This window comes from Agromyces sp. SYSU T00194 (assembly GCF_040496035.1).
GTDB classification, from domain to species: domain Bacteria; phylum Actinomycetota; class Actinomycetes; order Actinomycetales; family Microbacteriaceae; genus Agromyces; species Agromyces chitinivorans.
This window is the reverse complement of record NZ_JBEPJZ010000001.1, coordinates 1554823-1569336: the sequence shown is the minus strand read 5'-3', so window position 1 is coordinate 1569336 and position 14514 is coordinate 1554823. Positions and strand designations below refer to the sequence as shown.

Annotated in this window: 12 protein-coding genes and 1 tRNA gene; 7 read left to right on the top strand and 6 right to left on the bottom strand. The window is 71.3% G+C overall.

Going from position 1 to position 14514, the window contains the following annotated elements; genetic code table 11:
• Positions 1-39: 39 nt before the first annotated feature.
• From ABZK10_RS07280 to ABZK10_RS07270, 3 genes are all read right to left on the bottom strand, one after another.
• Positions 40-124 (bottom strand) — tRNA-Tyr (locus tag ABZK10_RS07280).
• 134 nt (positions 125-258) lie between these two features.
• Positions 259-783, bottom strand: a complete 525-nt coding sequence (locus ABZK10_RS07275; protein WP_353808510.1) for a PH domain-containing protein — start codon at positions 781-783, stop codon at positions 259-261.
• Between the two features lie 18 nt (positions 784-801).
• Positions 802-966 (bottom strand): hypothetical protein, encoded by a 165-nt coding sequence (locus tag ABZK10_RS07270; protein ID WP_353808509.1) that lies wholly within the window; start codon positions 964-966, stop codon positions 802-804.
• A 262-nt stretch (positions 967-1228) separates the two neighbouring features.
• On the opposite strand from ABZK10_RS07270, the gene ABZK10_RS07265 reads away from it, so the two are divergent.
• Positions 1229-2245 carry a LacI family DNA-binding transcriptional regulator gene (locus ABZK10_RS07265; protein WP_353808508.1) on the top strand — a complete coding sequence of 339 codons (1017 nt, stop codon included), beginning with the start codon at positions 1229-1231 and terminating at the stop codon, positions 2243-2245.
• 110 nt (positions 2246-2355) lie between these two features.
• On the opposite strand, the gene ABZK10_RS07260 is transcribed toward ABZK10_RS07265, so the two are convergent.
• Positions 2356-3495: an ROK family protein gene (locus ABZK10_RS07260; RefSeq protein ID WP_353808507.1), complete on the bottom strand. Its 1140-nt coding sequence runs from the start codon at positions 3493-3495 to the stop codon at positions 2356-2358.
• A gap of 116 nt (positions 3496-3611) precedes the next feature.
• Here ABZK10_RS07260 and ABZK10_RS07255 point away from each other — a divergent pair, with 116 nt between their 5' ends.
• Genes ABZK10_RS07255 through ABZK10_RS07235 form a run of 5 tightly spaced genes read left to right on the top strand, consistent with a single transcriptional unit; the run spans position 3612 to position 10635 of the window.
• Positions 3612-5735, top strand: a complete 2124-nt coding sequence (locus ABZK10_RS07255; protein WP_353808506.1) for an alpha-galactosidase — start codon at positions 3612-3614, stop codon at positions 5733-5735.
• Positions 5736-5781: 46 nt separating this feature from the next.
• Positions 5782-7104, top strand: coding sequence for an ABC transporter substrate-binding protein (locus ABZK10_RS07250; protein WP_353808505.1), 1323 nt, complete (start codon positions 5782-5784; stop codon positions 7102-7104).
• A gap of 2 nt (positions 7105-7106) precedes the next feature.
• Complete coding sequence (locus tag ABZK10_RS07245) at positions 7107-8042, top strand: carbohydrate ABC transporter permease (protein ID WP_353808504.1); 936 nt, start codon at positions 7107-7109, stop codon at positions 8040-8042.
• Positions 8042-8965: a carbohydrate ABC transporter permease gene (locus tag ABZK10_RS07240; protein ID WP_353808503.1), complete on the top strand. Its 924-nt coding sequence runs from the start codon at positions 8042-8044 to the stop codon at positions 8963-8965. Before ABZK10_RS07245 ends, ABZK10_RS07240 begins: the two co-directional genes overlap by 1 nt.
• Complete coding sequence (locus tag ABZK10_RS07235; protein WP_353808502.1) at positions 8962-10635, top strand: glycoside hydrolase family 13 protein; 1674 nt, start codon at positions 8962-8964, stop codon at positions 10633-10635. Before ABZK10_RS07240 ends, ABZK10_RS07235 begins: the two co-directional genes overlap by 4 nt.
• Positions 10636-10836: 201 nt before the next feature.
• On the opposite strand, the gene ABZK10_RS07230 is transcribed toward ABZK10_RS07235, so the two are convergent.
• Complete coding sequence (locus tag ABZK10_RS07230) at positions 10837-11844, bottom strand: hypothetical protein (RefSeq protein ID WP_353808501.1); 1008 nt, start codon at positions 11842-11844, stop codon at positions 10837-10839.
• 253 nt (positions 11845-12097) lie between these two features.
• Here ABZK10_RS07230 and ABZK10_RS07225 point away from each other — a divergent pair, with 253 nt between their 5' ends.
• Positions 12098-12586, top strand: a complete 489-nt coding sequence (locus ABZK10_RS07225) for a YajQ family cyclic di-GMP-binding protein (RefSeq protein ID WP_353808500.1) — start codon at positions 12098-12100, stop codon at positions 12584-12586.
• Between the two features lie 73 nt (positions 12587-12659).
• Here ABZK10_RS07225 and ABZK10_RS07220 read toward each other — a convergent pair whose 3' ends face one another.
• Positions 12660-14351, bottom strand: a complete 1692-nt coding sequence (locus ABZK10_RS07220; RefSeq protein ID WP_353808499.1) for a peroxidase family protein — start codon at positions 14349-14351, stop codon at positions 12660-12662.
• Positions 14352-14514 lie beyond the last annotated feature (163 nt).

The window sequence follows — 14514 nt, the reverse complement described above, 5'->3', positions numbered from 1 at the left end:
CGGGAGGGGCATCCGTGCTGATGTGAGCGGAAATCCGCATGGTGGCGAGTGAGGGATTCGAACCCCCGAAGGCTGAGCCGTCTGATTTACAGTCAGATCCCTTTGGCCGCTAGGGTAACTCGCCAGTGCGCCCAGCCTCATCAGCATGCGACCGGGGCCAGACAAGCATACTCGGCGCGTGGCGATGCGTGAAATCGGAGGCGGATGCGCCTGGGCCGACCTCCCCCGGGCGAACCGCGCCCGCGCGCGACGTGCCGCTCAGGTGTTCCACTGCGTGGGCCGACCGCGCAGGCCCGACCGCGCGATGACGCGCTGGATCGTCAGCCCGCGCTCGTCGGGGTGGCCGACGAAGCGGATCTCGCGCAGGCCCTGGTCCTGCGCCGCCGACTCGAAGATGAAGTGGCCGTAGCCCATGATGCGGCCGATGAACGGCTTGTGCACCGAGATGTCGAGGATTCGCTGGATCGGCATGGTCGCGATGTTGCGCGTGAAGATGCCGTGCACGCGGAACACGCGCATGTTGCTGATGACGAACCGGTCCATGTGCACGGCCGCCGCGCGCCAGATGCCGTGGATGAGCAGGCCGGCGCTGATGAGCGAGATCAGCCAGTCGATCGGACGCGGCGTCCAGATCAGCAGGATCAGGATGAGCAGGCTCGCGACGACCTCGATCGAGGGCCCGAGGAACGCCGCCCAGTGCTTGCGCACCTCGTCGATGACGATCTCGCCCTCGTCGGAGATCAGGTGGCGTTCGACCTTCGGGTCGAGCTCGAACGGCTCCATGGGCTCAGCCGGCCCGCCTCAGTCGACCAGCGACGTGAAGAAGGTCCCCACCGACTCGACCGCGCCCCAGACCGCGTCGAACGCGCCCTGCACCGCCGCTGCGGCATCCTCCGGCCTGCTCACGAGGTAGAACAGAGCGAAGACCACCACCAGCGTGACGACGATGCGCTTGACCCACTTCACACGTGTTCCCTTCGAGTACGGCGGTGGGCCCAGCCGCCCCCGGTGGGCAGGCCCCGACTGCGTACTGTCTACCCCACCGCCTCCCCCATCGGCAACGCGCAACGCCCTGCACCCCGAAATGGGCACATCGGGCAGGCCCGAGCGGGCGGATGCCCCGGGCCGGCGCGTCGGTCGCGCGAGCGCGGCGTCGATAGGATTGCCGTGGTGCTGCGCGACCGGGGAGACGCCCGCTTCGCCGCATCTGTCGCCGTCAGGAGGGGCCATGGCCGGGATCGAGGAGGTCGCGAAGCTCGCGGGCGTCTCGACCGCGACCGTGTCGCGCGCCCTCAGCGGGCGCGGACCCGTGTCGGCCGCCACCAAGGAGCGCGTCGAGGCGGCCGCAGCGGAGCTCGGCTACGTCGTGTCGTCGAACGCGTCCAGCCTGGCATCCGGCCGCATGCGCAACATCGGCGTGGTGATCCCGTTCCTCAACCGGTGGTTCTTCTCGTCGGTGCTCGAGGGCGCGCAGCACGCGCTGCTGCGCAACGGCTACGACCTCACGCTCTACAACCTGTCGGGCGAGGGCGCCGAGCGTGCGAGCGTGTTCGAGCACTTCCTGCTGCGCCAGCGCGTCGACGCCGTCATCGCCGTCTCCCTCGAGCTCACCGAGGCGGAGGTGGCCCGGCTGCAGTCGCTCGACAAGCCGCTGGTCGGCGTCGGCGGCCCCATCCCGGGCGTGCGCACGCTCACCGTCGACGACGTGGCGATCTCGCGCCTGGCCACCGAGCACCTGCTCGGCCTCGGCCACACCCGCATCGCGCACATCGGCGGCACGCACGAGTTCGACCTCGACTTCCACCTGCCGACCAACCGCCGCCTCGGGTACGAGGCCGCGATCGTCGACGCGGGCTACGCCGTCGACCCGTCGCTGTTCGCCCCGGCCGACTTCAGCATCCAGGGCGGGTACCACGCGGCGAAGCAGCTGCTCGGGGTGCCGCGCGACCGGCCGACCGCGATCTTCGCGGCGTCCGACGAGATGGCGATGGGCTCCATCCTCGCCGCGCGCGACCTCGGGCTGCACGTGCCGGGCGACGTGTCGATCGCGGGCATCGACGACCACGACCTCGCGGAGTTCTTCGGGCTCACCACGGTCGCGCAGTTCCCGCGCCAGCAGGGCGAGCGGGCGGTCGACATCCTGCTCGAGCAGCTGCAGCCGACGGATGCCCCGCCGGCGCGCTCCGACACCCTGCTGCCGTACGAGCTCATCGTGCGCTCGAGCACCGCGCGGCCGACCTCCTGAGCCGCCCGCCCCGATCCAGGTCGAGGACCATCTGCTCGCGTGAGGGCTGAAGGTCTCGCCCTCGGCCGAGGATCCGGCCCTCAGGGCGGATGACTCGGGCCGGTCGCCGATCAGGAGCCGAGCCGGAAGCGGGCCAGGCCGCCCTGGATCGCCACCGCCGCCGCGCCGCGGGCCCATGAGTCGAAGCCCGTCGCGTCGACGTGCACGACGACCGGGGCCGCCTCGGGGTCGCGGTCCACCGCGAGCACCGCGCGAGCCGCGTCGCCGGCCACGTCCCAGAGGCGCACCCCCTCCCCCGAGAGCACGATCGTGTCGACCATCGTGAGGTTCGCGATGAGGCCCATCATGCGGCCGAGCGCGCGGCCCGCGGCATCCGTCACCGAGCGCGCCGTCGGCTGCCCGTCGGCCGCGAGCGCGAGCACCTCGTCGTACTCGACCTCGTGGCCCAGCGCGATGCCGACCTGCGCGCGGATGCTCGGGATCGACAGCATCGCGGTCGAGCAGCCCGGATGCCCGTCCATGCAGCGCGGCCCGCTGGGATCGAGCGGCAAGTGCCCGCCGAGCCCGAGCCCGGTGTCGGGGGTGGTGATCACGCGGTCGTGCATCACCAGCCCGTAGCCCACGCCCGCGCCGATCGTGACCACCGCGAACGAGTCCTCGGCGCGCGCCGGCCCGAACCACTGCTCGGCGGTCGTAAGAGCCGTCACGTCGTTCTCGACGTCGACGGGGACGCCGAGCCGCTCCTCGAGCAGGTCGGCGAGCGGCACGTCGCGCCAGCCGAGGAACGGCGCGCGGGTGACCGTGCGCTGCCCGGCGACGTTGCCGCCGATGCTCACGCCGACCCCGGCGACGTCGCCCTCCGGCGGACGCAGTTCGGCGACCAAGCGCACGACCGCGTCGACCACGGCGCCCACGTCGTGGGTGCCGAACGGACGGACGGCCTGCGCGAGGGCGCCCGCGCGCAGGTCGGTGAGCACGCCGTACGCCGCCTCGCCGCTCAGCTTGACGCCGATGACGCGGGCGGCGTCGACCTGCACGTCGAGCGGCTTGGCCGGCCGGCCCGTCGCGCCCTGCACCACCTCCGGCGCCTCGACGAACAGGCCCCGGTCGAGGAACGGCTTGGAGAGGCGCGTGAGGCTCGCGGGCGACAGGCCGAGCCGGCGACCGAGCTCGCCGCGCGAGATCGGCCCGTGGATGAGGACCTGCCGGGCGAGGTCGTGGGCGGACTCGCTGAGCTCCGGCTGCGTCATCGTCGGCTGCACCTCCCGTTGATTCCATCATGACATGAAGTCGCTCGCGCGTGTGGCCCTGGGCCGCGATTCGCTGAACTCTTGACACTGGGTTATTTCTGGCGTAGAAATAACCCATGCACCGATCAGCGCCGATCCACCTCCGCAACGGCGGCACCAGCGTCGTACTCGACGTCACGCGTGCGGCCCTGCCCGTGATCGTGCACTGGGGCGCCGACCTCGGTGACGTCGACGCGACCGAGCTGGTCTCCCTGTGCACCGCCGCCCTGCCCCAGCGGGTCTCGGGGGGCCTCGACGTCCCGGCACCGCTCACCCTGCTCCCCCAGGAGTCGTCGGGGTGGCTCGGCACACCGGGCCTCGCCGGCCATCGCTCGGGTCGCTTCGTCTCGACGAAGCTGGTCGCGGAGGCCATCGACGTCGACGGCCCCGACGCCGTCGTGAAGTGCGTCGACGTCGCGGCCGGCCTCGCGGCGACCATCGAGCTCCGCGTGACCGCCGCCGGGCTCCTCCGCCAGCGCATCACGCTCGAGAACCTCGCGCCGGAGCCGTACTCGCTCACCGCCCTCGCGGCGACGTTCCCGCTCCCCCACGACGCCGACGAGCTCCTCGACACGACCGGCCGCCACCTCCGCGAGCGATCGCCGCAGCGGCACGCGTTCACGATCGGCACCCACCTGCGCGAGAGCCGCCGCGGACGCCCCGGCTCCGACGCGAGCCTCCTGCTCGCCGCCGGCCGTGCCGGCTTCGGGTTCGAGCGCGGCCGGGCGCACGCCGTGCACACGGCCTGGAGCGGGAACCACCGCCTGCTCGCCGAGCGCACGCCCGAGGCGATCGCGTTCCTCGCCGCGGGCGAGCTGCTCGCGCCCGGGGAGATCGAGCTGGCCGAGGGCGAGCGCTACACGACGCCGTGGGCGATCGGCGCCTGGGGCGACGGGCTCAACGCCCTCTCGCAGCGCTTCCACGACGAGTTGCGCGCCCGTCCGCAGCATCCGCGCCGCCCCCGGCCGGTGACCCTCAACACCTGGGAAGCCGTCTACTTCGACCACGACCTCGACACGCTGGCCGCGCTCGCCGAGCGCGCCGCGCGCGTCGGCGTGGAGCGCTTCGTGCTCGATGACGGCTGGTTCCGTGGGCGCCGGGACGACACGGCAGGGCTCGGCGACTGGACCGTCGACCGGACCGTCTGGCCCGACGGGCTCCAGCCGCTCATCGACCGCGTGCACGCACTCGGCATGGAGTTCGGCCTCTGGGTGGAGCCCGAGATGGTCAACCTCGACAGCGACCTCGCACGGGCGCACCCAGACTGGATCCTCCGCGCCCGAGACGAGTTCCCCGTGTCGGCCCGCCAGCAGCAGGTGCTCGACCTGTCGCACCCCGATGCATGGCAGTACCTGCTCGATCGGCTCGACGCGCTGCTGGGCGAGTACGACATCGCCTACCTGAAGTGGGACCACAACCGCGACCTGCTCGAGGCTGCGGCTTCCGACACCGGTCGGGCACGGGTCCACGAGAACGTCGCGGCGCTGTACCGACTGCTCGACGCGCTGAAGCGCCGCCACCCGGGCCTCGAGATCGAGTCCTGCGCGTCGGGCGGCGCGCGGGTCGACCTCGGCATCCTCGAGCGCACCGACCGCATCTGGACCTCCGACACGCTCGACCCGATCGAGCGCCTGCGCATCCAGAAGTACACGGGACTGCTGGTGGCGCCGGAGCTCATGGGCGCCCACCTGACGAGCCCTCGGGTGCACTCGACCGGACGCCACGCGTCCCTCGACCTCAGCGCGGGCGTGGCCTGCTTCGGACACCTCGGCATCGAGTGGGACCTCACCGAACTCGACGACGCCGGCCTCGACGCCGTCGCGTCGTGGGTGGCCCTGCACGCACGCCACCGCGAGCTCATCCACACCGGCCGGCTGGTGCACGGCGACACGGCGGATGCCTCGACCGACGTGCGCGGGGTCGTGGCGCGCGACGGGGCATCCGCCCTCTTCGCCTTCACGCAGGTCACGACGAGCGTGACCCTGCCGGCCGGACGGTTGACCCTGCCCGGCCTCGACCCCGAACGTCGCTTCGCCGTGCGCATCGCCGGCGGCAGCGTCGCCGACGGTCCCGGCCAGTCGCCGCTGGCCTGGACCGAGCACCCGCTCGTGATGAGCGGTGCCGCCCTCGGCACCGTTGGCCTGCAGGCCCCGGTGCTGTACCCGGAGCAGCTCGTGCTGCTCGAACTCGCGCCCGCCTGACGGCGACCCCGACACACCACCATCCGCACGCGCGAGGAGGCGCAGCATGATCGAACAGACCACCCGACACGCCCCGGGACGGCGGAGGCGCGCACGCCGGCGCGCCGCGCTCGCGACCGCCTCGGCCGCCGCGCTCGCCGGGCTGCTGCTCTCGGGCTGCGCTCCCGCAGGCGGCGACCAGCCCGTCCAGCTCGACTTCTTCCAGTTCAAGGGCGAGGCGCTCGCCGACTTCGAGCAGATCATCGCCGACTTCGAGGCCGAGAACCCCGACATCGACGTCGTGCAGAACCAGGTGGCGGACGCCGACACGCTGATCCGCACCCTCCTGGTCAAGGACCGCACGCCCGACGTGATCACCCTCAACGCGAACGGCAACTTCGGCCGGCTCGCGCAGGCGGGCGTGTTCCACGACTTCACGGACGACCCGCTGCTGGAGACCATCAACCCGGCCGTGCAGCAGATCCTCGCCGACCTGGGCACCTTCGGCGACGAGGTCAACGGCCTGGGCTACGTGAACAACGCCAACGGCATCATCTACAACCGCGACATCTTCGACGCGCAGGGACTCGAGGTGCCCGAGACGTTCGACGAGCTCATCGCGGTGTGCGAGCAGCTGCAGGACGCCGGGATCACGCCGTTCTACGGCACCCTCGCCGACTCGTGGACCGTGCTGCCGTCGTGGAACGCACTCGGCGCGTATCCCGCGCAGGACGACTTCTTCCCGCAGATGCGCGAGGAGGGCGCCAGCGTCGGACCGGACTCCCCGGTGTCCTTCGAGCGGGACTTCCCCGAGGTCATGGAGCAGCAGGCCGAGCTCTACTCCTACGCCCAGGAGGGCTACCGCGGCCGCACCTACGACGACGGCAACGCCGCGTTCGCGAACGGCGAGGCGGCGATGCTCATGCAGGGCATCTGGGCCGTCAACCCGATCCTCGGCATCGACCCCGACGTGAACCTCGGCATCTTCCCCTACCCGGGCACCGACGACCCCGACGATCGACTGCTCGTCTCCGGCGTCGACGTCGTCGTGACCATGGGCAAGGACGGGCCGCACCAGGCGGAGGCGCAGCGGTTCATCGACTACCTCTTCCGGCCCGACGTGATCGAGGCGTTCGCAGCATCGCAGAACATGGTGCCGTCGGTCGGGGGCGCAGAGCTCAGCGACTCCGCCGCGATCCAGTCGGTCGCGCCCTGGTTCGAGCAGGGCCGGATCACCGGCTTCATCGACCACCAGGTGCCGCCCGGCATCCCGCTGGACGCCACCGTGCAGCAGGCCCTCTTCACCGGCGACGCGGCGTCCGCGCTCGCCACCCTCGACCGCGAGTGGGCGAAGGTCGCCGCTCGCACGATCCCCGTGACGGGAGAGTGACCATGTCCACCCTGACCCAGGCCGTGCGGTCATCGACGACCGCCGAGCGCCGCACCCGCGCCGCGCGCACCCGAACCGAGCGGCGGCGCGCCATGCCCGCCTACTACTGGATGGTCTGGCCGGCCGTGATCGCCTTCGCCGCCTTCCACACCCTGCCGGTGCTCATCGGCATCTTCTTCAGCTTCACGAACTACGCCGGATACGGCGCATGGAACTTCGTCGGGGTGTCGAACTACCTGAACCTGTTCCGCGACGACCGCGCGCTGCAGGCCTACGGATTCTCGTTCCTGTTCGCGATCGTCGCCACGCTGCTGACGAACGCCATCTCGCTCGCCATCGCGCTCGGTCTGAACGCGAAGATCGTGGGGCGGAACACCTTCCGCGGCGTCTTCTTCGTGCCCTACGTCCTCGCGATCCTGGTCATCGGCTACGTGTTCCAGTTCTTCTTCTCGAACTCGCTGCCGAAGATCCTGTCGGGCATCCCGCTGTTCCGCGACAACATCCTCACCAACCCCGACTGGGCGTGGACGGCGATCGTGGTGCTCGCGGTCTGGCAGGCGTGCGCCTTCGCGATCATCATCTACCTGTCGGGCCTGCAGACCATTCCGAGCGAGCTCTACGAGGCGGCGTCGCTCGACGGGGCCGGCGCCTGGCGCCAGTTCCGGTCGATCACCTTCCCGCTGATCGGCGCCTTCTTCACCATCAACGTCGTGCTCAGCCTGAAGGGCTTCCTGCAGGTCTTCGACCCGATCGTCGCACTCACGAACGGCGGGCCCGGCACGTCCACCGAGTCGGTGACCCTCCTCATCTTCCGAGGCGGCTTCTCCGGCGGCGAGTTCGCCTACCAGACGGCCAACGCGGTGATCTTCTTCATCGTCATCACGCTCGTCTCCCTCTTCCAGTTCCGGGTCCTTCAGCGCAGAGAGGCCGATTTCTGATGACCACCGCAACCACCAACCTCGCTCAGGCCGAACAGGCCCTTCCCATCGACGGCAGCGGCGGCCGTCGCCGCACCCGTCGTGTCCGCGAGTCCGACGACGACACGCGCCGCATCAACTGGTGGGCGACCGCGCTCATCGCCGTCTGCTCCCTCACCGTGCTCGTGCCGCTCTACCTCGCCGTCGTGGTCGCGCTGAAGACGCCCGACCAGCTCGTCGCCGGCACCGGCTTCGAATGGCCGAACCCGATCCGGTGGGAGAACTTCGCCGAGGCCTGGCAGCGCACGAGCTTCCCGCAGGCGCTCGCGAACACCGCGTTCATCACGGTCGGCTCGGTCGCCTTCACGCTGGTGACCAGCTCGATCGTCGCCTACGCGCTGGCCCGCAACATCCACCGGCCCTTCTTCAAGGGCGTGTTCTTCTACCTGCTGGCAGCACTGTTCATCCCGTTCCCGATCATCATGCTGCCGCTCGTGAAGCAGACCGCCGTCCTCGGCCTCGACAACCAGGTCGGCATGATCGTGCTCTACACGATCTTCGGGCTGTCGCTCAACGTGTTCATCTACACGGCGTACATCCGCTCGATCCCGATCGAGCTCGAGGAGGCGGCCCGGGTGGACGGCGCGTCAACCTGGCGCGTGTTCTGGCAGGTGATCTTCCCGCTGCTGACGCCGATGAATGCGACGGTGGGCATCCTCACCTGCGTGTGGGCGTGGAACGACTTCATCATGCCGCTCGTCGTGCTCACCGACCCGGCGGCCCGCACGCTGCCGCTCGCGCAGTACGTCTTCCAGGGGCAGTTCAACACCGACTACACGGTGGCGTTCGCGTCGTACCTCATGGCGATGGCGCCGCTGCTCATCGTCTACATCTTCTCGCAGCGCTGGGTCATCTCCGGCGTCACCCGAGGCTCGATCAAGTGAAGGAGACCGAAGTGCTCGCACCCGACCGCGACTGGTGGCGGCAGGCCGTCGTCTACCAGGTGTACCCGCGCAGCTTCGCCGACTCCGACGGCGACGGCATCGGAGACCTGCGGGGCATCGTCTCGCGCGTGCCGTACCTCGCCGAGCTCGGCGTCGACGCGGTCTGGCTCTCGCCCTTCTACCCGTCCGCACTCGCCGACGGCGGGTACGACGTCGACGACTACCGCGCCGTCGACCCCCGGCTCGGCACCCTCGACGACTTCGATGACCTGGCGCAGGCGCTCCACGACGCGGGCATCCGGCTCGTCGTCGACATCGTGCCCAACCACTCGTCGAACCGGCACGAGTGGTTCCGCGAGGCGCTGGCGTCGCCGCCCGGCTCGCCCGCCCGCGACCGCTACGTCTTCCGCGACGGTGAGGGGGCGGATGCCTCCGAGCCACCGAGCGACTGGCGCTCGATGTTCGGCGGGTCGGCGTGGGAGCCCGTGGGCGACGGCCAGTTCTACCTGCACCTGTTCGCCAGCGAGCAGCCCGACCTGAACTGGGCCAACCGCGAGGTGCGCGACGACTTCCTGCGCACCCTGCGCTTCTGGGCCGACCGCGGCGTCGACGGGTTCCGCGTCGACGTGGCCCATGCGCTGGCGAAGGACCTCACGTACCCGCTGCGCTCGCACGCCGAGCTCGAGGCGTCGAGCGTGGCGGGCGACGGGTCGCACCCGCTCTGGGACCGCGAGGAGCTCGATGAGATCTACGCCGAGTGGCGGGCGGTGTTCGACGAGTACGACCCGCCGCGCACGGCCGTGGCCGAGGCGTGGGTCGAGCCCGACCGCCGTGCGCGTTACGCGGCGCCGACGAGCCTGGGGCAGGCGTTCAACTTCGACCTGCTGCGGGCGAACTTCGACGCCGCGGAGTTCCGCGCCGTCGTGGCCCGCAACCTCGAACTGACGCACGGCACCGGGTCATCGAACACGTGGGTGCTCTCGAACCACGACGTGGTGCGGCATCCGACCCGCTACGCCCTGCCCGACGACCCGACGGGCGAGGGCGCGGTCGCCCGTGACTGGCTGCTCGCGGGCGGGGATCCGGCGGCCCTCGACGCCGGCCGCGGGCTGCGGCGAGCGCGCGCGGCGACGCTGTTCCTGCTCGCGCTGCCGGGGAGCGCCTACCTCTACCAGGGCGAGGAGCTCGGCCTGCCGGAGGTCGCGGAGATCCCCGACGAGGACCGGCAGGACCCGACGTTCTTCCGCAACGCCGGCGTCGACGTCGGGCGCGACGGATGCCGCGTGCCGCTGCCGTGGACCGCATCGGGAGGTGCGTTCGGATTCGGCCCCGAGGGTTCGACCGCGTCGCACCTGCCGCAGCCGGCGTGGTTCGGGTCGTTCGCGGTCGATGCGCAGGCGGATGCCCCGGGCTCGACGCTCTCGCTCTACCGGCGCGCGCTCGCGCTGCGCGCCGAGTTGCAGGGTGCCGAGGAACTGGAGTGGGTGCCGGGCGGGAGCGACGACGTGCTCGCGTTCCGGCGGCCGGACGGGTGGACCGTGGTGTCGAACTTCGGCGCCTCGCCGGCGTCGTTGCCGGCGGAACTCGCCGGCGCGGAGGTGCTGCTCGCGAGCGGCCCGCTGCCCGAGGCCGCGGTCGTGCCGGGCGAGACCACGGTGTGGATGCGCTGAGCGCGGAGGCGACTCCGTGGCATCCGCTCGCCCCTGCTGCCCCGAGGGCCCGAGGCATGCGTTCGCCCGCCGCATGCGTTCGCCCGCGGCATGCGCGCGCGCGTTCGGCTCGTCCCAACCTTGTCTGAGGGCCATTTCTTCGTCTGAGGGCTGAAGATCTGGCCCTCAGGCGAAGATTCGGCACTCGGAGAGCGCACGCCGTCACCGCAGCCGGATGAACCGCGACGACCGGCGCACGAACGGCAGGCCGGCCTCCTCGAGCTTCGCGCGGAGCGGGTCGCGCGACCACGCATCCGACCACGTCCAGCGCACGAACGCGTCCACCCGGCGACGAATCGCGTCTTCCCGCGCCTTCTCGGCGAGCACCGTCTCGATCGTGGCGTCCACGCCCGGTTCGCGGCGGTACTTCCCGGCGCCGTCCGCCTCGCCTGCGACGCCGTATGCGGGCCACCAGAAGTCCACGTCAGCGTCCTGGCCGAGCTCGGCCAGCTCGAAGCGGTGCTGCAGCTCGGGTTGCGGGAGGTCGAACTCCTCGAAGTCCAGCCGGCTCACGGTCTCGAGCGGTGACTCCGCTCCGTCGGACGCGCGCGAGAGCACTGCCTCGACGCGCCGGCTGCCCGGGTACGGCAGCATCGCCTGGTGGATCGCGCGGAGGTGCTCGATCGTGGTCTTCGGCTGGACACCGTGCTCTCGCGGGCGCCACAACGCGGCATCCGTCGCTGCGAGCGCAGCGATCAGGGGTGCAGTGCGGGCCAACCGCAGGAGCGCGTGGTCGAGCGCAACGACGCTGAGACCGCCCCGCGTCACGGTCGACGGGGGCGTCTTCGTCGCCACGTAGCGGATGCCCGGTCGACGACTGCCGGTCGGCCTCGCCACGACGACCTCGACCACGTCGGGCCAGCGCCCGACGATGGGGAGCCCGTGGAGCGCGACCGCGGAGTACCCCGTGAAGACGGGAGTGCGCAGCGTCGCCGCGGCCGCGTGGACGAGCGACAGGTGGCGTTGGGCGTCGCGTTCCGGACCGGACATGGTCGCGGATGCGGGAGCAGGTGCGCGGTAGGCACCTGGCCGGACGCGGACGAGGTCGCCACGCCGCACGGCGGCGTACAGCGCTGCTTCCTGCCCCGCCGCGCGCATGGAACGTGCGAGCACGATGCCTGCGCCGTCGGCCGGGAAGCCGTTGGTGCCACGCGTTCCCGCATCCGCCATGCGTCGACCCTCGCGGATGACGTCCCCGCGCGAACGCATGACTCGCGTGTGCGCCCGATCGGCGCGCTTCGCCGTCTGTGCAGGAGGCGCTGCGCACGTGGGTGGCGACGCCCGCCCTGCACCCGGGCCTGCTCGCGCTCGAGGGCCGGTTCTTCGTCTGAGGGCTGAAAATCTGGCCCTCAGGCGAGGGAATGGCCCTCGGTCGGTGCTCGGCCCTGCCATCAGGATCGCACCCGCTGGCTACACTGGCGGCATGGCAGATTCGACGTTCGACGTGGTCAGCAAGGTCGACAAGATGGAGGCCGACAACGCGGTCAACCAGGCCCGCAAGGAGATCGACCAGCGCTACGACTTCCGCGGCGTGGGGGCATCCGTCGAGTTTTCCGGCGAGAAGATGCTGCTGAAGGCGAACTCGGAGGAGCGCGTCAAGGCCGTGCTCGACGTGCTGCAGTCGAAGTTCGTCAAGCGGGGCATCTCACTGAAGAGCCTCGACGCCGGCGAGCCGTACGCGTCGGGCAAGGAGTACCGACTCGAGGTGGCACTCAAGCAGGGCATCGACCAGGAGCACGCGAAGAAGATCGGCAAGCTGATCCGCGACGAGGCGCCGAAGTCGGTGAAGTCGCAGATCCAGGGCGACGAGCTGCGCGTCTCGTCGAAGAGCCGCGACGACCTGCAGGCGACGATCGCGCTGCTGAAGGGCGCCGACCTCGACGTCGACCTGCAGTTCGTGAACTTCCGCTGAGGCGGTGGGGGCCGCACGCGGCAGCCCCCACCCTGAGGGCCCGCCGGCCGAACGGCGGGGCCCCTCCCCGAGCTCAGTCGTTCCGGCGACCGCGGGAGCGCTTGCCGCCCGCGGCGGCGCGACCGTTGCCGTTGCCGCCGTTCCCGTCGGCACCGCCACCGGTGAGGCGGTCCATCGGGCCGACGACGTCCGGCAGCTTCCCGACGTGCACGCCCGCGACCCGCAGGAAGTCCTCCACGCCCCCGATCGCGCGACGCCCGCCTGCGGTCGGCACGACGATGCCCTCCTTGGTGACGTTGCGTGCGATGCCGTACTGGTTGAGCACGCTGTTCGGGTCCTTCCGCAGCAGCCCGATCAGGCACTCGGCGACGATGCGGCTGCCGACCACCCCGAGCGTGACGCCGCTGGCCTGCACGGCCGCCTCGCGCAGCACGTAGTACCAGAGCGGGGTGCGCCCGGTGAGCCCCGCGGCGAGCGCGTCCACGATCGCGGGCGTCTCGCCGGACGTGAGCTCCACCGGGGTCAACGGCTGCACGCCGCAGGCGCGCGCGACGGCCTGGCCGGTCGGCATCGACAGCGAGAACCCGCGGAGCAGGTTGCGCTGCGCGAGGTGCGCCATGACTGACGGGCCCCCGGCGACGAACGTGAGCTGCCCGAGCCCGCCGGCGATGCTCGTGTCGATGCGGCGCGCCTTGTTCGGTGCGTTGGTGCCGAAGAACTGGCCCCAGTCGACGGTGTTCGGCACCGCGAGCCGGAACGCGTGCGCGGGGTTCGCGCCGGGCACCGGCTGGAGCAGGTCGGGTCCGCCGTGGCGGTCCGCCGCGCTCACGCCGAGGATCTCCATGATCGTCAGCGTCCCGCCCCGCATCCGATAGCTCGGCCGGATCATCGAGTGCCCGAAGCGAAACGCCGCGACCGAGAACTCGAGGGGCATGAACAACGGCTCGCCGCCCGCGACCGGACCGTAGAAGACCGGGCCGTTGCGCAGGCAGTCCTCGACGACCTGCTCGAGGCAGACCGCCTTCAGGTACTCCTCGATCACGAGGTACTGGTAGACCCAGCGCACGTACTGGCGCGCTCGGGCGTAGGCGGTCGGCCCGGTGACGCCCTCGGCGGCCAGACCGTCCATGACGGCGTTGTGCAGCGAGAGGAACGCCGCGTGGAGCTGGCTGACGTTGACGTTCTCGTCGTTGCGGGCGTCGGCGACGAGCGCCGTGCGCCCATCGGGCCGGGGCAGGTCGACCGTCGGCCCGACGTCCTGCAGCCGGAACCGGAACGTGCTGTCGTAGAGCGCGTGCGCGTTCGTGTCGGCGCCGGGGCCCGCGGCGCCGGACCCGTCGACCAGCATCGCGGGCCCGTCGCCGTACACGCTGTCGAGGTCGAACTGCGGGCGACGGCCGTTGCGGAGCGTCGCCGCGACCTCGGCGGCCGCGCGCGGCACGATCGGCAGTGCACCGCCGTCGGGCGCGAAGATCTCCGAGGTCTCGGTCTCGCGGTCGGTGCGCGCGGTCAGGTCGTGGTCGATGAACTGGCCGAAGTAGGTGAAGAACGACGACGTGTCGGTGTCGCTCGGGCTCCCGGTCGTGAGCTCGTCGGTGGCCATCGCGGTGCCGAGCGCGAGCAGCGCCCGGGTGGTGTCCTGCCCGGTGGGCAGGCAGTGATCGGGGTTCGACGCGAGCTCCGGGAACATGTACCCGAACGGGGTGGAGAAGAGGATCTCCTCCACCGCGGTGCTCGCACCGGCGTGACTGAGGTTCTGCAGCATGGTGTCCTCCGACATCGTGGTTGCGGTTGCGTGGTGGCGTGCGATGAGGCGCAGGAGGACGTGCACCCGATGCAACCCGATACGGCGCGCCGCCGGCACCGGGGTGGCCCATCGGACCGCACCGTGGTGGCCCTGAGCGGGGCGGCGCCCGCGAGCTCCGGCG